Source organism: Bacillus sp. Au-Bac7 (assembly GCF_021341655.1).
In the GTDB taxonomy this organism is placed as follows: Bacteria; Bacillota; Bacilli; order Bacillales; family Cytobacillaceae; genus Niallia.
In genome coordinates, this window is the sequence record NZ_JAJTTG010000001.1 from 870,102 (window position 1) to 891,135 (window position 21,034).

At 37.8% G+C, this 21,034-nt stretch carries 22 protein-coding genes, 1 pseudogene and 1 riboswitch; of the genes and pseudogenes, 5 read left to right on the plus strand and 18 right to left on the minus strand.

Features of this window, described 5'->3' with window-relative positions; translation table 11 throughout:
- Positions 1 to 11: 11 nt before the first annotated feature.
- From dacB to LXM54_RS04510, 10 genes are all read right to left on the minus strand, one after another.
- Positions 12 to 1,499, minus strand: coding sequence for a D-alanyl-D-alanine carboxypeptidase/D-alanyl-D-alanine endopeptidase (dacB, locus tag LXM54_RS04465; RefSeq protein WP_233313881.1), 1,488 nt, complete (start codon positions 1,497 to 1,499; stop codon positions 12 to 14).
- A gap of 69 nt (positions 1,500 to 1,568) precedes the next feature.
- On the minus strand, positions 1,569 to 2,378 hold the full coding sequence (mutM, locus tag LXM54_RS04470) for a bifunctional DNA-formamidopyrimidine glycosylase/DNA-(apurinic or apyrimidinic site) lyase (RefSeq protein ID WP_233313882.1): 810 nt from the start codon (positions 2,376 to 2,378) through the stop codon (positions 1,569 to 1,571).
- Between the two features lie 108 nt (positions 2,379 to 2,486).
- The gene (locus LXM54_RS04475; RefSeq protein ID WP_233313883.1) at positions 2,487 to 3,506 is read right to left on the minus strand and encodes an STAS domain-containing protein; all 1,020 of its coding nucleotides are present in this window, start codon (positions 3,504 to 3,506) and stop codon (positions 2,487 to 2,489) included.
- 18 nt (positions 3,507 to 3,524) lie between these two features.
- Complete coding sequence (locus LXM54_RS04480) at positions 3,525 to 4,112, minus strand: branched-chain amino acid aminotransferase (RefSeq protein WP_233313884.1); 588 nt, start codon at positions 4,110 to 4,112, stop codon at positions 3,525 to 3,527.
- Positions 4,113 to 4,136: 24 nt separating this feature from the next.
- Positions 4,137 to 5,498 (minus strand): DEAD/DEAH box helicase, encoded by a 1,362-nt coding sequence (locus LXM54_RS04485; protein ID WP_233313885.1) that lies wholly within the window; start codon positions 5,496 to 5,498, stop codon positions 4,137 to 4,139.
- 176 nt (positions 5,499 to 5,674) lie between these two features.
- Positions 5,675 to 6,475, minus strand: coding sequence for an HAD family hydrolase (locus LXM54_RS04490; protein ID WP_233313886.1), 801 nt, complete (start codon positions 6,473 to 6,475; stop codon positions 5,675 to 5,677).
- A gap of 101 nt (positions 6,476 to 6,576) precedes the next feature.
- Positions 6,577 to 7,563: a ring-cleaving dioxygenase gene (locus LXM54_RS04495; protein WP_233313887.1), complete on the minus strand. Its 987-nt coding sequence runs from the start codon at positions 7,561 to 7,563 to the stop codon at positions 6,577 to 6,579.
- 15 nt (positions 7,564 to 7,578) lie between these two features.
- Entirely contained in the window at positions 7,579 to 8,001 is a 423-nt protein-coding gene (locus LXM54_RS04500; protein WP_233313888.1) for a MarR family winged helix-turn-helix transcriptional regulator, read from the minus strand.
- A 214-nt stretch (positions 8,002 to 8,215) separates the two neighbouring features.
- Positions 8,216 to 8,971, minus strand: a complete 756-nt coding sequence (locus LXM54_RS04505) for an exodeoxyribonuclease III (protein ID WP_233313889.1) — start codon at positions 8,969 to 8,971, stop codon at positions 8,216 to 8,218.
- 146 nt (positions 8,972 to 9,117) lie between these two features.
- On the minus strand, positions 9,118 to 9,891 hold the full coding sequence (locus tag LXM54_RS04510) for an MBL fold metallo-hydrolase (protein ID WP_233313890.1): 774 nt from the start codon (positions 9,889 to 9,891) through the stop codon (positions 9,118 to 9,120).
- Positions 9,892 to 10,029: 138 nt separating this feature from the next.
- Here LXM54_RS04510 and LXM54_RS04515 point away from each other — a divergent pair, with 138 nt between their 5' ends.
- Both LXM54_RS04515 and LXM54_RS04520 read left to right on the plus strand, forming a co-directional pair.
- Entirely contained in the window at positions 10,030 to 10,611 is a 582-nt protein-coding gene (locus tag LXM54_RS04515) for a CBO0543 family protein (protein WP_233313891.1), read from the plus strand.
- Positions 10,612 to 10,713: 102 nt separating this feature from the next.
- Complete coding sequence (locus tag LXM54_RS04520; RefSeq protein WP_233313892.1) at positions 10,714 to 11,712, plus strand: NADPH:quinone oxidoreductase family protein; 999 nt, start codon at positions 10,714 to 10,716, stop codon at positions 11,710 to 11,712.
- Positions 11,713 to 11,737: 25 nt separating this feature from the next.
- On the opposite strand, the gene LXM54_RS04525 is transcribed toward LXM54_RS04520, so the two are convergent.
- The 3 genes from LXM54_RS04525 to LXM54_RS04535 form a co-directional block, all read right to left on the minus strand.
- The gene (locus tag LXM54_RS04525; RefSeq protein WP_233313893.1) at positions 11,738 to 12,610 is read right to left on the minus strand and encodes an amidase; all 873 of its coding nucleotides are present in this window, start codon (positions 12,608 to 12,610) and stop codon (positions 11,738 to 11,740) included.
- Between the two features lie 48 nt (positions 12,611 to 12,658).
- A riboswitch (cyclic di-GMP riboswitch) is annotated at positions 12,659 to 12,747 on the minus strand.
- Positions 12,748 to 12,906: 159 nt separating this feature from the next.
- A complete protein-coding gene (locus tag LXM54_RS04530; protein ID WP_233313894.1) occupies positions 12,907 to 13,347 on the minus strand; it encodes a CoxG family protein in 441 nt (146 codons plus the stop codon).
- A 112-nt stretch (positions 13,348 to 13,459) separates the two neighbouring features.
- Positions 13,460 to 14,416, minus strand: coding sequence for a tyrosine-type recombinase/integrase (locus tag LXM54_RS04535; RefSeq protein WP_233313895.1), 957 nt, complete (start codon positions 14,414 to 14,416; stop codon positions 13,460 to 13,462).
- Positions 14,417 to 14,638: 222 nt separating this feature from the next.
- Between LXM54_RS04535 and LXM54_RS28205 the strand changes: the two are divergent.
- A pseudogene (locus LXM54_RS28205) lies at positions 14,639 to 14,959 on the plus strand (DUF5658 family protein).
- 68 nt (positions 14,960 to 15,027) lie between these two features.
- Positions 15,028 to 15,294: a DUF2533 family protein gene (locus LXM54_RS04545; RefSeq protein WP_233313897.1), complete on the plus strand. Its 267-nt coding sequence runs from the start codon at positions 15,028 to 15,030 to the stop codon at positions 15,292 to 15,294.
- A gap of 15 nt (positions 15,295 to 15,309) precedes the next feature.
- Here the strand turns inward: LXM54_RS04545 and LXM54_RS04550 are convergent, their stop codons facing one another.
- A complete protein-coding gene (locus tag LXM54_RS04550; protein WP_233313898.1) occupies positions 15,310 to 16,326 on the minus strand; it encodes an STAS domain-containing protein in 1,017 nt (338 codons plus the stop codon).
- A gap of 391 nt (positions 16,327 to 16,717) precedes the next feature.
- Here LXM54_RS04550 and LXM54_RS04555 point away from each other — a divergent pair, with 391 nt between their 5' ends.
- On the plus strand, positions 16,718 to 17,254 hold the full coding sequence (locus LXM54_RS04555; protein WP_233313899.1) for a ribonuclease H-like YkuK family protein: 537 nt from the start codon (positions 16,718 to 16,720) through the stop codon (positions 17,252 to 17,254).
- A gap of 49 nt (positions 17,255 to 17,303) precedes the next feature.
- On the opposite strand, the gene LXM54_RS04560 is transcribed toward LXM54_RS04555, so the two are convergent.
- The 4 genes from LXM54_RS04560 to LXM54_RS04575 form a co-directional block, all read right to left on the minus strand.
- Positions 17,304 to 18,074 (minus strand): TerC family protein, encoded by a 771-nt coding sequence (locus tag LXM54_RS04560; protein ID WP_233313900.1) that lies wholly within the window; start codon positions 18,072 to 18,074, stop codon positions 17,304 to 17,306.
- A 126-nt stretch (positions 18,075 to 18,200) separates the two neighbouring features.
- Positions 18,201 to 19,388, minus strand: coding sequence for a MalY/PatB family protein (locus LXM54_RS04565; protein WP_233313901.1), 1,188 nt, complete (start codon positions 19,386 to 19,388; stop codon positions 18,201 to 18,203).
- 29 nt (positions 19,389 to 19,417) lie between these two features.
- The gene (locus tag LXM54_RS04570) at positions 19,418 to 20,167 is read right to left on the minus strand and encodes a glucose 1-dehydrogenase (RefSeq protein ID WP_233313902.1); all 750 of its coding nucleotides are present in this window, start codon (positions 20,165 to 20,167) and stop codon (positions 19,418 to 19,420) included.
- A 210-nt stretch (positions 20,168 to 20,377) separates the two neighbouring features.
- Positions 20,378 to 21,031 (minus strand): DUF1796 family putative cysteine peptidase, encoded by a 654-nt coding sequence (locus LXM54_RS04575; protein ID WP_233313903.1) that lies wholly within the window; start codon positions 21,029 to 21,031, stop codon positions 20,378 to 20,380.
- Positions 21,032 to 21,034: the final 3 nt, after the last annotated feature.

Below are 21,034 nucleotides of genomic sequence, written 5' to 3' on the forward strand. Positions count from 1 at the left end.
CTGGCTTCTTTTTATTGGGATGCTAACAATTCCACAATTTGATCTTCTATGACCTTGCCCTGCTTTTCATCCATTAAGTGATTCAACAAAATCGAGAATATGTATGTTTTGCCGCTTTTACTTCTAACATAGCCTGACAGGGAGCTGACTGCAGATAATGTACCTGTTTTTGCTTTAACTGCCCCTTTTGTATTTTCAGAAAAAAGACGGTTGCGCAGTGTGCCGCCAATCATTCTATCTTTATTGCCGGAGACAGGCAGTGCCTTTTCATAAATCGGAAACCATGCTTGCTTTTGCACGTTGAAAAGCAATGTTGACAAATCGTTTGCTGTTATTAAATCAATTGGCGAAATGCCAGAACCATCGCGCAGAAGTATTTTGTTTTTATCTAGACCAAATTGTGTCAATTGGTCCCGCAAAACAGCAATTCCCTCATCAAAGCTGCCTTCCCCTTTTTCCACTCTGCCCATTTCCTTTAAGAGTGTTTCTCCTATCGTATTATTACTGAGCTTCATAAATGGAATAAGCAGTTCTGACAGCGGCATGGATTTATGCACAATAATTGGAGTGGACAAATCTGGAGTTTTCCCTTCCTTGACTTGACCTGTCCAAGTAATGTTCTGTTTTGCCAATGCTTGTGTAAAGACATCCAGCACCATATCCGGAGGACTTTCTACTGCTACCCAAACCTTTGTTTCCTCTGCACCTATTGGGATATTTCCCTTTAAGCTGATAGATTCCCCGCCATGCTCCCTTTCTGCCTCTATATCCTCTTTTGCTCCTTGTGCGGCAGTTGTGGTTTTATTGTTCATTTCAAGCTTAAGTGAAGAAGGCAAAACACTGACGATTGCGCTGCTTCCAGCTTTTGCCCCAGGTTTCACCTTCATCATTATAGTGCCTGCATCATATTCTTTATCTGGTGACATAGTCAAAGCAGAAACTGGTGCTCCATAATAGGTGGATTCATCACTCCAGGCTAAATCAACTGAGTACGGCACATCATCATACCAGCTCGCATCTCCAATAATACTGCCATTAATTTGATTAATCCCTTTAGCATGCAAATGTTCAGCAATTTTATCTAAATCACTTGCCAGTAATGTTGTATCTCCTTTTCCTTTCAGATAGACATTCCCACTCAACACCCCATCTTCCAGCTTTCCGTCTGTGTAAATCTCTGTCTGAAAACGGTAGTCAGGACCTAAAACCGAAAGAGCAGCAGCTGCTGTTAACAGCTTTAAATTCGAAGCAGGAGCTAATCTCGTTTCAGCCATGTGTTCAAACAACACTTGGCCGCTGTTTTGATCACGAATGCTGATACCAGTGAGACTTCCCTTTAATTCAGGGATGGTGTTGAGCAAGCTGTTCATTTGACTGTTCAGCTCGCCCTCATTTCCTTTAGCATTTGCTTCCACATGAAAGGAAATGGTTCCGCTCAGTTGTAACACAATCATTCCAATCATAACAGGAAGCAGTACGAATTTACGTCTTTTCAACATCCAACTTCACTCCTTGGCAGATGCATTTATAAAAGACTATTATGACCACAAGAGCAGCTGTTTAGACACTTAGTGCTGACAGTTAGGGCAATAGAAGGTTTTTTTAGAGGAAATCTCTGTTTGAACAATCTTTGTACCGCATCTTTGGCATGGTTGGCCTTCGCAATCATAAACACGGCAAAGGTCATTATATGCGCCTGTTTTGTTATCGTTAATGAATAGAGGATGTTCCATATAGCCACCAATATCAGTCGCTTCTTTAAGTACAGTCTGAATAGCCGTATATAATGCTGTTTTTTCTTCAGAAGTTAAGTCCTCCAGCTTTCTTTCAGGAAGCAGCTTTGCATGATAACAGATTTCGTCTGAATAGCAGTTTCCGATGCCTGATAAGAAATGCTGATCGACTAGCTTGAGCTTTAATGTGCCGCGCTTTTTTTCTATATATGCCAGAAAATCCTCTTTAGTAAAGCTTAAGTCAAGTGGTTCAGGTCCTAAATCAGCAAGCTCGGCTTCTGCTTCAGCGTTTGTATATAGGTGAAGATAGCCTAACCGAAGTCCAATAAAATACAGATGCATATTTCCGAATGAAAGCTGGATTTGAACCGTTCGCTTTGGCTTGTCTTTTTCCTCTGAATAAAACATCCAGCCTCCCAGCATTAAATGCAGCAGCAGTACTTTACCGTTGCTTAACCGAAACAGCAGATGCTTAGCTCTTCTCTGAACAAGACTAACAGTATTTCCCTGAACTGCTTGTATGAAATTTTGCGGATCAACGTTAATAGATTTTTCTCTGTTAACTATTACATTAGATATGACTTTACCTTGAATCAACTGATTTAGATTGCGCTTATAGTTTTCCATTTCTGGTAATTCAGGCATTTATGGAGCCTCCTAAATTAGTATTTGCTTGTTATCATCTGACTCTGCTGCTCTTTTCATGCACAAAAAAAGCTCCATCTTTGACTTTGCAAAGATGGAGCAGAATGCTTACCGTTTTTTTACGATTTCATAGCCAAGCAAGTCGACTGCATGCTCAATACCTTGTTCTAATGTTGAGAAGGTTGGAATAGTACTTAAATCTACTCCTGAGTTAACAATTTGCACACCTAATGTCGGACTGATGCCAACAAGGATACATTCCCCGCCTAAAAGGGACACTGCCTTTACTAAGCCCTGCAGGCGAAAAACAATATACTCGTCAAATTCACTGATTGCCGTCATATCCAGCAACAAATAACTAGCTCTTTTTTTGGAAAACTCAAATAAGGTTGTTTGGAGCAGTCCTTCAAATCGCTCATCATTAAATTTCCCGACAAGGGAGACTGCTAATATCCCTTTTAACACAGGCATAATCGGTGTAGACAAATGTTTGACAAGATCTGTCAGCTCATGCGTTCTGTCCGCTACTTTTTGTTCCAGCTCACTGATATATGCTTGTTCTTTTTGTCGTGCAAGCTCATGGATATTATCATTAGGTGTAATAGAGGATGGGAAAATTTCAATCTCATCATATTCACTGCCAGACAGCTGCGATTTATTGACTTTATACCACATGTTTTCCTTCAATAAGCCTGTAAACACTCCAGCCCAATGGCTTGGTAAAAGAACGAGCGCCTGCTCTTTTTTGAGAGATTGATAGATGCGATGCTCCCAGCTGTTTTCAAGCTGCAGGATAATTCGTTTCTCCTCCAGACAAAAATGGCGGACATTAATTTTCCCCCAGCCTGCATTCCGATAAATATCGATATATTGCGTAAGTACATTTCGTGTATCAATTCTATCTTTGTAATAACTGCTCACCAGCTCGCCCATTCGGAATCCAGTTGCCTCTAAAACGGTATTAGACACATCTTCCCCTGATATCTCAATGATCGTGCTGATGAATAATTCTATCGCGGAGTCCCAAAACAGCATAGATGGGGCTCCGTCAAATGTAAATACACCTTTTTCTTTATCCCAAGTAAACACAGTTGAATCAACCTGTGTACGTATAATAGAGTCACCCATCGCTACTCTCTCCCCTTTTTATTTCTCTTCCAGCTTTTTTCCTAACCCAAACATGAATTGGTAAAACAGCTCTAACGCTTGTGCGATTGTTAAATCCTCTGTAAAACCAGCTACATTTTCAATCGGAAGGTTTACATCCCAAAGTCCGTCCTGTCCGTTAAACATCAAGCTGTAAGAATTCTCTTCTCCCAGCTGTTCAGCAAAATAGGCACGGATTACGGCTTCCTGTTTTTTAGGTGCTTTGAAGCCGAACAATGCATCATACTTGCGAAATACAGAATCTACTTCCAATGTCAGTCCTTCCACTTGAATAATGTCAAATAAATCAGACTCGATGTATAAGTATTCCTCAAGATTTGCTTTTAATAGTGAAATCTTGTCATTCAAAAAAGAGGCAGGCAAGTTGTCCTTAACAACTTCATCACTCTCTTTATTGGCAAGCTCCATATAAGTTTGACCAAGTCGGTCAGTTAACTGGCTAACAGCGATATTTTCTTCCTTTGCCAACTCATTTTCAAGTACGTATGCTCTTTCTAATGGAAGAACGGAGATTTTACTGTTAGTTGCATTTTTTTCAATGTATTTCATCATGTTTGCTTTAATCACGTTCCTGATAGCTCCTTTACCTTATTATTTCTTTTTAGATCTTTTTGGTTTATAGACAGCACTGCCTGTATGCCTGCTTGCATTTGAACCATTCGTGCGCCCTTTTTCCTGTCTTGTTCCACTATTGCTGTTTCTTTTTCCACTATCTTGCTTTTTATCTTCATTCGAAGACTGTTTTTTTCTTCCTTGAACAGCTTTTGCTTTTTGCGCAGCACGGAAGCCAGTTTTTCGTTTACTATCTGGGGCCTTTTTCTCCTGAACTTTTTTATCATCCGTCTTTTTTAATTGCTGCATTTTTTCAATACGAATGCCAAGCTCATCTTCTATCATATCCAATGTTTGTCTGTCATCAGAAGTATATAAAGTAATCGCAAATCCTTCTAAGCCAGCTCTTCCTGTACGTCCGATTCTGTGCACATAGCTTTCTGCATCTGCTGGGATGTCATAATTGAATACATGTGAAATCCCGTCAATATCCAACCCTCTTGCTGCAACATCTGTAGCAATTAAAATTGGAAACTTTACATTACGGAAATCTTTCATCACTTGTTCACGTTTCGCTTGGGAAAGGTCACCGTGTAATTCACGGCACTCAAAGCCATTGTTTCGGAGAACTTCATACAATTTGCTTACACGTCGTTTCGTACGGCAAAAGACAACAGCCATATAAGGATTAAAGGATGTAATTAGACTCATTAATGTTCCTTGTTTCGCTCTGTCTGTTGAGTGCATCGAAAACTGTTTTACCGTTACAGCAGGACCTTGTTTTTTCTCTGCTGTTATATATTCAGCTTCTTTCATATATTTCTTGGCAAGCATTTTAATATTATCTGATATCGTTGCAGAGAACATTAAAGTTTGTCTGTTTGCTGCTGATTTACGCATTATGTATTTGACTTCCTCTAAGAAGCCGATATGAAGCATCTGGTCTGCCTCATCTAACACTAGCACTTTCAAGCGGTCGAGCTTAATGTGGCCGCGTTTCATATAATCGATTAATCTGCCTGGTGTTGCAACAACAATGGAGATATTATCCTTCATCCGATGCAGCTGCTTCTCTACATCCTGCCCGCCGTAAGCAGTGAGCACCTCTGCATAATCTGGTTTCACTTTCTCTATTTCGGCAGCGATTTGGATCGCTAGCTCTCTTGTTGGGCTGACAATCAATGCTTGAATATAGTCTGCATCTTTTTTTAGCTTTTGTACGATTGGCAAAGCAAATGCATATGTTTTACCTGTACCAGTCTGGGCTTGTGCTATCACATCTTTTCCTTCTAAAATGGATGGAATAACCATTTTTTGAATAGGAGAAGGTTCTATTATACCTCTATTTCGCAAAAGGTTTATTGCATTATCATTGATTCCTAAGCTTTTAAAATCTGTCAATTCATATCCCTACTTTCTACTGGCTGACTTAATGTAGCCAACCATTCTTTATTTTGGCTTTTTATGATGAAAATAGCAAGTATATGTGAAGAATTCTTGACTGAAAACCTCTGTTTCTTTGTAAATTTCTCAAAAGAAAAGGAGCAATAGACCTTAGTCTATGCTCCTGGCATTGCTTAGACCAACTTTAGAATTTCGGTGACTGCATAAGCTACACCATCATCATTGTTGCTCTTAGTTATATCACTTGCTCTTCTTTTTATTTCATCAGGAGCATTTTCCATTGCAAATGATCTTGTAGACACTTCGAACTGTGTTAAATCATTGCCGCCATCTCCAAATGAGTAAATTTCATCGAATACCATTTTCTTCATGTTTTCATATCTTCTAATTGCTTTGCCTTTTTGAGCAGCACTTGAAGTGATTTCACAGTTATTTGGGAAAGAGGATGAAAAGGATACGCTGGAAATCTCTTTTAAACTATTTTTAACTGTATCAATTCGCTCAATTTCCGTTTCATTTACTACAGCTATCAATTTATATATCTTAATATCTTCCATGTCAACAATGCCTTCATAATCCTGGCTGCTGAACATTTCTTCAATTTGGTCCCATGATTTCCCTCTTAAGGAAGGTAAAGTACCTGGGAATCCTCCTCTATTTGTATAAACAAGAATACCGACGTTTAACGGCTTTAGTTTTTCTAAAAGTTCAAAGTACAATTCTTTGGAAAGAGTAGTTTCATAAAGCAGCTCCCCTGTTTCTGAATACATCATACTTCCGTTCAAACAGAAAATTGGCAGCTCCAATTCAGCGACACCAGCAACTTTAATAACGTCTGCATACTGTCTGCCTGTATTTAGAATTACTTCTATATTATTGTCCTTCATTTGTTTAATAACATTTCTATTATTTTCGGAAATCAGATGCTGGTCATCTAACAGAGTTCCGTCTAGATCAATGGATACACATTTCATTCTGTTTGCCCCCTTAAGTACTATACTCTTAGTATTATAACTTTTCGTTTCTCTAATAGACAGCCTTTTTGCCTCACAAAAAATAAGGAGAGAGCTAAAGCTCACTCCTTATTTGCATCTAGCTTTGTATCAAGGGGTTTTAATCTTGCTTCAATCTGTTCACGCTGCGGCTCTAAAAACGGCGGAAGTGCCAATGACTCTCCAAGATGATCAATATGCTCATCTGTATCAAAGCCAGGACCATCTGTTGCCAGTTCAAACAAGATACCGTTTGGTTCTCTGAAATAGAGAGATTTGAAATAGAAACGGTCTACGAAGCCTGAGTTTTGGAATCTTGATTCATTGACTTTATTGATCCATGCATACAGCTCTTCTTCATCATCGACACGGAAGGCAACATGATGGACTCCGCCTCTGCCTAGCCGCTGCACAGGCAAATCGGTTCTTTCCTCAATATGAACTTCTGCGCCAGTTCCCCCTTCTCCCGTTTCAAACACTAATACATCAGGCTGATCTTTAATAGTGGAAGGAAATTGTCCTTTTAAACGGAACCCCATTAGCTCTGTAAGCACACGTACGGTTGATTCTGTTCGGCGGACGGTCAGCTGAACTGGTCCAAGGCCGATAATTGCATGCTCTAGCGGAATTGGTCCGTTCTTCCATGGTATTCCTCCTGCTACCCCACTGTTTTGTTCATCAGAAACAAGGAAGAAACGCTGGTTTTCATAATCTCTGAACTCAAGTGTTTTCCGTCCCGCTCTTTCGAGAATGTCCCCATGAGTGACTTGCAACTCATCAAAACGGTTCACCCAATATTGTAAGGATGCATCACTCGGCACACGTAAAGAAAGTGCAGAGATACTGCTGACACCTTCTTTGTTCGGAGCAAGATTTGGAATTTCAAAGAAGGTAAGCTCTGTCCCTGGATTGCCCTTTTCATCACCATAAAAAAGATGATAAACAGATGGATCATCTTGATTTACTGTTTTTTTAATAAGGCGCATGCCTAAAGTTTTTGTGTAAAAATCATAGTTCTGCGCTGCTTTTGCTGTCATGGCTGACACGTGATGAATGCCTTTAAAGTTCATCTTAACTCCTTCTTTCTATTTCTGAATTTTTTTTAGCAGATGAAGCAGCTGCTTTTTTTCCGTATCTGTTAATGCATCAAATTGAGCCGCTTGAAACATCTCTTGTTGAGGAATCACTTCGCTGTACAGCTTAGTTCCTTTTTCTGTGAGCGATACGTATTTCGTTTTCCATTCCTGTTTTCTTTCAATCAGGTTCTGCTCCTCCATCTTCTTTAAAAGCTGAGCAATATTCCCTTTTGAAACAAGTAATTTATCTGCAAGCTCTTGCTGGGAAATAGATTTATTATGACCAATTTGCGCCAGCAAATCCAGCTGTGCAACATTCAGTCCGAATTCTTTCAAGTGCTGGTTGCTTTTTCTGTTGCTTTTGTTATAAAACCGGGAAAGCCGGAACCATAACAATACGCCTAGCTTTACATTTCTGTTTGTTTTCGTCATTTTTATTCACCTAATTATGAGTTTAGCGGTAAACTTATAATCTTAGTTTATAACTAAACTGATATTTCGTCAAATACTTTTAACTTAAAAATTGGATTATTTATGAATTTATTGTATGTCTTAAACTATTATCTTCTCGATTTCTGCAGACATACATATAATCGAGCAGGAATAATGGCCAGCGAAAAGCCCAAGCATTCAGCTTGGGCTTTCATCAAATATTTATTTGCAACATTACCGGACAATGATCACTGCCCATGACATCACAATGAATTTCTGTATCTATCAGTCTATCTTTTAAACGTTCAGACAGGATAAAATAATCGATTCTCCAGCCGATATTCCGCTCTCTTACTTTTGCCATATAAGACCACCAAGTATAAACATCACCTCTGTCTGGATACAGATAGCGGAAGCTGTCAATATAGCCTGAATCAAGCAGGCTCGTCATTTCTCCCCGCTCCTCCACTGTGAAGCCGGAATTGCCGAGATTTGATTTTGGGTTTTTTAAATCGATTTCCTGATGGGCCACATTTAAGTCCCCACAGTAGATAACCGGTTTAACGGCATCAAGTTCTTTTATATAGGTTTTTAGCTGTTTTTCCCATTCGATTCTATATCCAAGTCGGCTTAAGTCTCTTTTCGAGTTGGGTGTATACACGTTCAGCAAAAAAAATTCAGGGAATTCTAGTGTAATAGCTCTTCCTTCTAATTCCTCAAAGTCTTCCCCAATGCCGTAAGTGACACTGATTGGCTCCTGTTTTGTAAATACAGCCGTGCCAGAGTAGCCTTTTCGCTCCGCATAATTCCAAAACTGATGATAGCCTTCTAAGTCTAACTGTATTTGGCCTTCCTGCAGCTTTGATTCTTGTATACAAAATATATCTGCATCTATTTCATGAAAAAAGTCTAAGAAGCCCTTTTTTACACATGCTCTTATGCCGTTCACATTCCATGTTACTAATTTCATCTGTAATGCTCCTTATTAATAATAATCATTCTAAATTAATAGATTACCATGAAACTAGCAATCAATAAAGTAATATCCTTTTTCCAATTTAAACACAAAAAAATCTTATCCCTGTTGCTGTTATGAGCATGGGATAAGATTGCCGTTTATACAACGGTTGGCGATTCAGCAAAACCAACATCATAATGGCGAATAAGCTGATAAAGACCTTTAGCAATTTGCTCTTTACCGTATAGCGGTTTTCCATGACCTGTATAAATGGTGCTTGGCTCTAGTTTTGCCAGTTTAATGATTGATTCTCTGCTTTCTGCACGGTTTGGTGTAAAGTAAGCAGGAGGTCCATGTATCTCTTCTTTCTGCGTTAATACAGCAAGTAATGACTCTTGTTTAACGGTAACAAAAGCATCTCCTGCCAGCATCAGTCCATCTTCTTTTCTGTATAACGATATATGTCCTTTCGTATGCCCTGGTGTATGAATGCCCTCCCAGCCCTGCATGAATTCTAACTCTGTGCCAGTTTCTATTTCACGTAAATTAGAGTGAAGCCCAATACCATCACGGGGATAAAACGGCGATAAAAACGACATTAGTCCTTTAACAATAAATGGTGTTGGTCTTGGATACTCCTTCTCTCCTGTTAAATATGGCATCTCCTCGTGATGGGCATATATTGGTACATCCCACTCTTTAAGCAAAACCGGCAATGCCCCGATATGATCAAAGTGGCCATGTGTTAATACGATTGCTTTTGGCTTCTTGCTGCCAAATAACGTGGAAGCATATTTCAAGATAAATTTAGCAGAATACGGCACCCCTGCATCAACCAGTACCCATTCATCTTTATTTTTGCCCAGTCCAGAAATGAATGCGATATTTGCGATAGCTGTTCTGTATCCATATACATCTGTGGCTATTTTCATGTTCGATTCTCCTTTTTCCTATTATTGTTGCCAATATTTTTGTTCTGACACTGTAATTCGATTTATTTTTTTCAGGGATACATGTAATTTTCCGTTAAAGCGAACACTAAACTTAAACACTTAATGGAGATGCTTTGAATGAATACACAGCAAAAAAGTCTGCTTGAAGAATTAAAAAAAGATGAATGGAGTCACTCTAAAGAGTGGTTTGAATATTGGCTCGGCTATTCAGGACCAGATCACTGGCAGTTTTGGATTGGACTTGCTCTTTTAATAGTGCCGTTAATTGCTTTTTTTCTATTGATAAATAAGCGTAATGCCCTCCAGCTCGGCTTCTATGGATACAATGTTCATGTGTTCTTTACCTATATCGATTTATATGGCGCTAATAATGGTTATTGGTTTTATCCTTATAAGGTGCTGCCAATCCTTCCATCCAGCTTTGCATTGGACGCCTCATTTGTACCGGTGTTTTTTAGCTTCATATATCAGTGGTCTCAAGCAAAACAAAAGAATTATTATGTATGGTCAATAATATTATCTGCTGTTTTCGCATTTGTTTTAAAACCTTTGTTTGTTGCTATAGGCATGTTCGAGTTTGGCAAAGGTGCAAATTACCTTCATCTATTTATTGGCTATGTTATTGTTGCCTTAACAGCAAAATGGATGACAAATCTGTTCTTGTATTTTGAAAAAAAAGCCAAAGTTCAGCATTCCTAATTAAACAAACCAAGCTATTCTAGCACAGGTTCACTTATTCAAAATGGATGTTTTGACCAATCTGGAGAAAAAGTGTTAAGATGGCAACGAGGTGAAACGACAATGATAGATTCATTTAAAGCAGTAGTTGTAGATAAAAAAGACGAGGATTTTTCTTTAAAAGTGGACCAAGTCAGCCTAGATAACTTATCAGAAGGAAATGTTCTTATTGAGGTTCATTATTCTGGAATAAATTATAAAGATGGACTTGCAAGTGTATCAAACGGCAAAATCGTCCGTTCCTTTCCACATATTCCAGGCATTGATCTAGCAGGCATTGTAGTCTCATCTGATGATGAACGCTATCAAAAAGGCGATAAAGTTATTGCCACAAGCTATGAGATTGGCGTATCGCACAGCGGCGGATACAGTCAATATGCAAATATCCCTGCAGATTGGATTGTGCCCCTTCCAGATGGCCTTACATTAAAAGAAGCAATGATTGTTGGGACAGCAGGCTTCACTGCAGGCTTAAGCATTCAACGACTTGAAGAAAACGGCTTGACTCCTGAAAATGGCAAAGTACTCGTAACAGGTGCAACAGGTGGTGTCGGAAGCTTTGGTGTGGCAATGCTTGCAAAGCTGGGCTATAAGGTCGATGCAAGTACAGGCAAGCAATCGGAGCATACATATTTACAAACTATAGGTGCTGACAGAATCATTTCCCGCACAGATATTTATGACGGCAAGTTGAAAGCCCTTGATAAACAACAGTGGGCTGCTGCCATCGACCCTGTTGGCGGAAGCACATTAGCTGCGATCACAAGCAAGCTTCTTTATAACGGCTCGGTAGCTGTGAGCGGCTTAACAGGCGGCGGTGATGTCCCGGCAACAGTATATCCTTTTATTTTAAGAGGTGTTAATATACTGGGGATAGATTCTGTCTACTGCCCGATGGAAACAAGAAAAAAGGTTTGGAACCGAATCGCTACAGACTTAAAACCAGCTGATTTAACCCAATTTATTTCAAGTGAAGTAACGCTCGAAGAGCTTCCTTCTGTCTTGCCAACCATCTTGGAAGGCTCTGTACGCGGAAGAATAATTGTTAACATTAAAGGATAAAAAAAGGACCTTCAAGGTCCTTTTCTCATTTCATTTGCATCCATGTTTCGATATAATGGACTGCAAAGTTTATATTTTCTTGTGGATACGCTTTAGCTACCTTCGCAAGCTCACCTTTCATATAAGACTTACCCTTTTCATAAAAGCTTATATTTGCTCCTTCAGAAGACTCTCCTGTTTCAACACCAATATTGATTGCTTTGCCAAAGTCTTTCGCATATTGCACCTCTGTTTTTACAAGAGCATTAATACCATTGATTCCTGCTGCTGCATTTCTGTATGCCATAATTGTGGCAAAATCACTGTTTTTAATAGCCCATTTTGCAAGATTGCTTTTCCCATACGTATTGGCAAATGTTATTTCATCAAACCAAAAAGGAATGTCCATACTAAACTCAAGGTTTAAGTTATTGCTTAGTTGTCCGCTGCGTTTGATTAATTTTTGATATGCTAATACAACGTCAGCTCTGTCTGTATTCCATTCTTTCAAAATATATGGTTCTACATCTAGATGAACACCTGTAAAACGTTGATTTTCCGTACTGTTTTTTTGATAGCTTTTCACCCATTGAAACAAGCTGTCAGCATAACTTTGACCGCCGTCCAAAGCCCATTTCGGTGCACCATCTAATGCATGAACACTAATTTTATTATTAGTCGCTTTAGTAATAAATTGTTGATATACCTTCCGTGCAACCTCTTGGTCAACCTGCAAATAAACATCCGTTACCTGATTTTTCACTAGGAAACTAATGATTTTATTTTGACCAGCTGCTGATGTTAATGACCATGGATTCCAAATCCAAGTAGCATTTGTTTTACTGCTTTCTGCAGCATTTGCATTAATAGCAGGCAGCATTAATCCCACCACCAGAAAAAGAATGACTAGTTTCTTCATATATATACTTCTCCTTTTAGAAAAGCCTAGACTAATCCAAAGGAGAAGTCTGGCAGCCTGGCAGCCATTCGTTTTTACTAACGGTTAGGCCCATAGCTTTGCGTCCTTGCTTTTCAACAAGTTTGCCCTTTTCAGATGTAATTTAGTTACCTATATTATAGCTTTTCTCAATCTATTTTCCTACTACTATTATCATAGTTGTTAAATGTAAAATATGGTTATAAAGGAAGAAACAACAAAAAAAGATGTGTTTAGTTACAACACATCTTTACCTAGTTAACATAATAATATTATATTTAACCATTTTCAATTGCCTTACACACTTCAATCGTTAATTCTTGAGTGATTTCATCGAGCTTCGGCTGGAGAACACTATTTACCATTGGTGCAAACGTTCCAAACGCATTGATTTCCAAGTAGCCAGTCATCCTCGTCTCATTCACTCCGCTTTGCTCGGCTGAAAAATACCCGTTTCCCATAAACTTTTCATTTATACCAGTTAATTTAAAAGAAACCTCAGAAGGTTCTTCCCATTTAAGAATATCAACTCTTAACAAGATCTTCTTCTTTAGAATACCTAGATCTGTCTTGAATTCCCATGTTGACACCATTTCTGAGATAAGTTGATGCTGTATATACCCTGGCACAAGCGGAGCCCAATTATCCATTGAGCGAACAAAATCCCATACTTTCTCCATTGGTGCTTTTACTATAACGCTATGTTTTCTGCTTGGCATTTACATGAACACTTCCTTCTCCATATGTCTATTATTATGCATATTCATATAGGAAGAAAGTATGTATACTGACAATAATTTTATTAGTTTACATAATATTATTATCGTAAAATTAATTAAAGTAATCTGACAGCTCCATCTCCATCGCTTTTTCTTTTTGCGCATCAGAGACATGTGTATATTTTTGGGTTGTATTTAAATTTGTATGTCCTAACAACTCTTGAATTGTTCTGATATCTCTGCCGTCCCTGACAAGATGTGTTGCAAAGCTGTGGCGAAGCTTATGGCTGGAGATAGATTTTTGTTTCCAGTTATATTCTGGATATTCGCTTTCAATCGAAGCACATATACGCTCTGTTATTTCCTGAATCCTTCTTCTTGAGATCCTTTTCCCTCTTCTGGAAATGAATAATGCATCTTCATAGCCTTTCATTGGCAGAATTCTATCTTCCTTAATATAGGCCGCCAGCTCATCATAAAGCTTTGCTGGCAAAGGAATATATCTATTTTTATTACCTTTACCTAAGACGTGCAACCCTCTTTTGCCAGATTGAATCGAGGATATGTTCAGAATATGAATCTCAGAAACCCGCAAACCAGCAAAAGCCATCAAGCCCATCATGATTTTATTTCTGCGCTGATGCTGCTTTTGGGAAACAATGCCGACCATTTCAAAATATGCTTTCAACTCATCCTTTTCTAAATAACTCGGCAGCTTTCCTTTTTGTTCTTTTGCACTTACCAGTTCAGCGGCAATGTTTTTATCGAGAAGTTCATAGTCCATTAAACATTTGAAGAAAGAGCGCAATGCTGTCAGCCGTCTATTTCTTGATGCAGCACTGTTGCCTCTTTTCGTTTTAAGCTCATTCATAAATAAAGTTATATGAAGTTTTTTTACATCCCCTAATTCTACTTTTGCTGCCTTTTTTCTTGTTATAAATTCTAAAAATAAGAAAATATCACGTATGTAGTTTTCTATTGTAAATTTGCTGTAATCTTTATTGTCCATCTCTGTTTGAAAGATAGTAATTTCATCCTCATACCAACTTGCTAATAAATTATTATCCATCTCTATAATCCACCAATCTTCGACTTTTATCTATTATTTATTATACTATATTCCTTAATAAACCGCACATAAGAGATATTATGCGCGGTAATGCAGTCAAAACTGCTACAAAAGAATGAAATTATCTTCTCCGTGTTATGACCTATTTAATTTGTTGCTATTTATTGGGATAATTAGTAAGAATAACTAGCTGTTAACTACTAGAACTAGAGGTGTTTTTTTGTGAAAATACTCTTTTTAATAATCAGTTTTTTAAATTTAGCAGATGGGTTATTAACCTATATTGGGATACAGCTTGAGCTAATAGATGAAGCAAACCCGTTAATGAGTTCTGTCTAGGAGATATCTCCTTTTTTGTTTTTAGCTTTGAAATTCTTCTTATCAATCTTACTCTTTATTTTCGCTTATACTTTTTCAACAAAACATGTAAAAACATGGACGATTATTCTCATTGTTCCCCTGTTATTATATGCAAGTATTTTCGCTGTCCATCTAACTTGGATTTCATACGTAATTAAAGTAGAAGATAATAATATTATGTAAACTAGTTTTTTTCACTCTTTATCTGAGTATATAAAAAAAACTAAATTACTGTTAAAGGTGTTTTAATCATGAATGTACATAAAGCCATTACCAAACATGTTAATAAAGTGAATGTTCGTGTAAAAAAGTTCCAAGCATTAGATCAGCAGCGAGAATTCATTATTGAAGAAGCAATTGCTCTCTGCAAAAACGAATATCCCTTCACTGTCGATAATATTAATGCAGTCACAGAGCAAATTAATGAATTAGCAAAACAAGGAACTATTCCAACACGAAAAATCGTTACAATTAAAATGGTTCAGGATTTTGTAAAGAAAGAAAACTCCTTATCTTAACGATAAGGAGTTTTCTTATATTATTTTCCTGCCTAGCTGTCCCAATGCATAATGAATGCCATGCTTTAACGTTTGGAAACAATCAAATTGAGATAAATTAATATTTGCCTGTGATACGACAATACTCAGTTCTGGAGAAATTCCTACTAAAATCGTTTGAATGCCAATAAGATTTGCAGCCGAACCGATTTTCTCCAAAAGACTTGCAGTATGCTGACTGATATCCCGGTCCAAACCAGTTAAGTCTAATACTAAATAGCTTGCCTTATATTGAGGTAAATTATTTAGTGTATTAGTAACAAGCAGTTCAGAACGGTCTTCATCATACTTTCCAAGGAGCGGAACAATTACGATGTCATCATGAACGGGAATAATCGGAGAAGAAATTCTTTTGACTAATTCCTTCAGCTCTTTCGTTTTTTCCTCAACAACCTGTTCTAATCGAGCAATCTGTTCGGATTCTTTTTTCCTCGCGAGCTCATGGATATTATTCGTAACAGTAATTTCTGATGGGAAGTATTCAATAATGCTGCACTCATTGCCTTCAAGCTGCTCTTGAATAATTTTGTACCAAATATTTTTGCCGAGTAATCTGGTAAATATACCAGCATAATGGGCAGCTAAATAACATCCGCCCTTCTTTTTTCCTTGCTCTACATTTATTTTATATTCCCAGCTGTCTTTAATATGAGCGGTTAAAGTTTTCGTTTGATAATTCAAATCAAAAATTTCAGCCACACCCCAGCCTGCCGATGCATATGTAGCGGTAATAAGATTCGCCGCCTCCTTCACATCTACATCCTTCATTTTTTCAAAATACTCGCCAACGACTAGACCTTGACGATAACCGGTTGCCTCAAACACTAAGTTAGAAGCCTCTTCACCAGATATTTCTTCAATCGTATCAAAAAAAGTTTTCATCGCACTAGAAATCCAAAAAAGAACAGCATCTTGCTCTTCAAACAAAAACCTGCCCTTTTCTAATTCCCACTCAAAGTGTAAACCACCAATATGAATAGAATTATTGCTCATGTAAATCCCCTTTTTCCGTTCAGTTTTCTTTTCTCTATTATTGTTATATTCACCTAGCTTATATACACTGTTTTTCATTTTTTTAAACCTGTTTCGTGAAAATTTTTAAGTGGAAATAATAGTTTATTAATCTCTTTCGTTTAGGAACGGTGCTTTATCTACTTATATTACTTCTCTAGTTGATTATTTTTAAAATAGCTGTTATTACACTCCATTCATTTATTTTTCCTTTCCTCTTAGTTTTACTAGGCCTCCGCCAACTCCAAATGTAAAGCATTGCATACAATATGACATGGTTATGCTTGGTGCTATTTTTCAGGGGTGCTCATACAATAGTTAATAGTAAGTACTTCATTGCTTGTGTTTAGACGTTTGAAGGAGGAGCTAATGAATGGCGGCGAAAAGATGGTCAGAGATGGCATTTCAGAATCTTCAAGAAAAGTCGATGACATTTGATGTTGTTTTTCAGCGCATTTCCAATTTTATGAGAAGAAATCCACGGGGAAATTATCGGTTGATGATTGGCACTGATTCTCAGGTTCACCCTAAGCATACTACCTTTATAACGGGCATTGTAATCCAGAACAAGGGTAAAGGAGCTTGGGCATGCATTAGAAAAATAATCGTTCCCCGCAAAATGCTGGCGTTGCACGAAAAAATTTCTTATGAAACAACCTTAACAGAGGAAGTGGTGTCTCTGTTTACAGAAGAACGGAAAAACGAACTGATTGATATTGTTCTGCCATTTATATATAGTGGAGCGACATTTTCAATGGAAGGACATATAGATATTGGCAGCGGCTCAAGAAATAAAACGAGTGAGTTTGTTAATGAAATGGTTGCAAGAATTGAATCAATTGGAGTTGAACCGAAGATTAAGCCTGATTCGTTTGTAGCCTCTAGTTATGCTAATAAATATACGAAATAATTTTTTACATAAAAAAAGCCTGTCCCAAACTGGAACAAGGCTTAATTTGTTATTCTTTTGTTGATGCCACTTCTTCTGACATCTTTTTGTTTTTGTTGATGAAGTGGATGATAAACGTAATAATGAACGCAAGAATCAATATAGCAAAGAAGATATAATGATCTAATTCAAAGCCAAAGATACTTGCAAACATTTTAAGAGCAATAATGCCAATTAGCACAAATGCAGTGTTTTCCAATTCAGGCACTTTATCAATTAATACAAGGAATAGCTTCGCTACTGTTCTCATCATTAAGATTCCAAGCATTCCACCGAGAAGCAGAATCCAAATTTCTTCAGAAACAGCTAATGATGCGAGAATACTGTCAACTGAAAATGCTAAGTCCAACAATTCAACAGAAATGACCGTAGCCCAAAATGAACCAAACATCCGGACAGTCCAGCTGTCTTTTTTAATTCCCTTAGCGTCCTCATCCTTGTTGTCAAGCCAGAAATGTTTAATAACAATCCACGCAAGATAAGCGGCACCAAGGACTTTAATCCATGTGAACTTGATTAAATATACACCAAGTCCGATAAATAGAAAGCGGAAGAAATACGCTCCAAACAATCCGTAAGTGAGTGCTTTTTTTTGTTTGTCCTTCGGCAAATCCTTGACCATAATGGCAAGTACTAACGCGTTATCTGCAGAAAGTAGTCCTTCAAGGATGATTAATGAACCAATCAATCCCCACGAAACTGGATCTGATAATACTTCTACCCACATGTCCCAATCAAAAAAGGAAGCATAAGTGGAAAGTATTTGATGTAGTATGTCCAATGAAAAAGCCCCCAAATATAAGTAATGTAATTTCGATAATGAAAATATTATACTCCTAAAAATACACAACTGCAAACCTTTAAACAGTATTTGGAAGCTTAGCCCTTGTAATGATGCTGTTATATACTATTGTAAATCTTCAAATTCCTTTGCTATTCGATCTAACGCTGTTTGAATGAGTGAACGCGGCGATGGAATACAAATTCTCTGAAAGGCTGTGCCTTCTTCTCCGAACATACTTCCATCCTCTAACAGGACATTCGCTCTGTTATAGATGCGATCATGGACTTCTTCAGGTGTAATATTATAGGCGGAAAAATCCATCCACATAATATAAGTGCCTTCTGGTATGACCACTTTCACCTTCGGCATTTTTTTATCGATAAATTCTTTCACCATTTCCATCGTGCCGTCAATATATGTTTTCAAATCTTCGAGCCATTCTTCTCCATCGTTATAAACAGCAATAAGCGCAGATATGGTAAACGGTGATGCCATTTGGTGACCCATTGTTTTTATAAATTGTTTGCGCAGCTTTAAATTCGGAATGACCATATTTGTGCAATGAAGACCAGCAACATTGAAGGTCTTGTTGATGGCTGTACAAGTAATTAACATCTCATTATCAGCGATTTTCGCCATTGGAATGAACTTTTCATTTTTTCTGATCAAATCACCGTGAATTTCATCAGCAACGATCAATACTTGATGCTTTTTGCAAATCTCCGCTAATCTTTTCAGTTCATCTTCGCGGAAAATCCTGCCTGTTGGATTATGAGGGTTGCATAATATAAACATTTTTGTGCTGTCTTGACTTGCCTTTTCCTCAAAATCTGCAAAATCAATCGTATAATAGCTCTGCTCATCATATAGAAGAGCGTTGTTCAAAACTGTTCTGCCGTTCCCCTCAATTGCTGTTGTGAAGGGCGGATAAGCAGGACGCTGAATAATAATGCCGTCGTTAGGCTCTGTATAGGCACGGATTGCCATATTAATTGCATGAACAGTGCCAGGGCTATACACAATATGATCTTTATCGATGTCCCAATCATGTCTTTTTTTGAACCATTGCTGGATGGCTTTATAATATTCATCTGGAAAAATGGAGTAGCCGTAAATTCTGTTTTCAACTGTCTTATGCAAGGCATCAACAAGAGCCTGTGGTACTGGCAAGTCCATGTCAGCAGTGAATAAGGGAATCGTCTCTTCATCATAGCGCTCAGTGAGACCCATCTCCTTAATGAGCTTGCCGCCATCCCATTTAACCGAATATGTATTGCGCCTGTTTACTACTTCATCAAAATTATTAAGCATTATTGCACCCTCCTTGCTTTTTTTAGAAATCAATCTTCTTCATAAATCATCTTAACCGTCATCCCGCCGTCTATTGTAAGATTTGTTCCTGTGATGAAATTATTCTCTCTGTCTGTCAAAAATAGACATGCTCTAGCGATATCAGAAGGTTTACCAACTCTTTTGGATAAATGCTGCTCATGATCCACATCCCTTAATGAATCATAATGCTTCGTTTCAATCCAGCCAGGAGCAATGCTGTTAACAGCAATCCGGTCATCTGCAAGACTGTTCGCCAATGCATGGGTAATTGCCATAATTCCGCCTTTGCTTGCACTATAGCTTTCTGTATTCGGTTCAGACATATATGCCCTTGTCGATGACATGTTCACAATTGAGCCGCCGTTTGTATTGTGCCTCATTATCTTAGCTGCCTCGCGGGAGCATAAAAATACACTCCGCAAATTTGTATTTATAATGTCATCCCATTCCTCCACAGTTAGATCATAAAAAGATTTAAACAGAGACTTGCCTGCATTATTGACTAAAATATCAATCCTGCCAAACCTCTGTTTCGTTTCTTCCATCAGCCGAATAATATCCTGTTCCTGCCTTACGTCTGTTTTAATGAAAGCTGCATTTTCAGAATAAGCTGACGCTTCAATTATTTTATTAGACGCAGCTTCATCCACATCTGCAAAAACAACCTTAGCACCTTCCTTTAAATAGTGCTCTGCAATGCTTTGACCGATTCCGTTGCTTGCGCCTGTTACGATGACGACTTGATTTGAAAATTTCATCGCTGTCTCCTTTATCCTTTTTGTTCCCATCCATTTTAGTTTTTACATTTCATTATTATTGTAATAAAGGAATACAGACATTTCAAAAATTAACACTTTAAAATTAAATTACCAGCGATTAGATACTTAGATTTATCGTACTAACAAGGGCAATTACCTGCAAGAGATTAAAAAAAGTAAGCAAAAACGCTCCATATAATGGAGCGTTTTTTATTCATCTAGTTCTTTAACACTAATGTTTTCAAACAAAGCTTCCCAATAATCATCATTGTTTGTCCACTTTTCGTATACAGGCATTTCCACTACTGTAACATTTTTGATTGGCCAGCTTTTCACTTCCATATCCTCTCTGTCATTATGATTGACGACCAGTATATGAAACTGATTTTTCACAATATCAGACAAGACAGCTTGCAGCTGAAGTGTATCTGAAAATGATGCTTCTGTCCTAACAAATAACAAGCGTTCTCCTTCATCAAAGAATTTTAACATTCTTTCCACACGTCTATCTACCTTCTGTTTTACCTTTGAATATTCCGGAAAGTTTGTAAATGTATTGCTGTCTGCTCGAAAATCATGGCTGGAAACAATATTGTAAGCGGTATCTGTAATGACTAAATGTGGATCTGTAGAGTTGATGCCTGTCGAGTACTCTCCAGTTGCTTTTAGGTTATGAAGTTCCATATATCCTGAAAATCTGTTAGCCAGCAGTCTAGTAACATCTGGCAGGTTATTTGAAGCCATCCAATCCAGCGGCCCTGCAAATGGACGCAAATTAAATTTACGCAATTGGATGCTTGCCAAGCACAAATCTCCTAAACTGAAAATAGCGTCATATGTTCCTTTCATATCTTGTACACTCATATA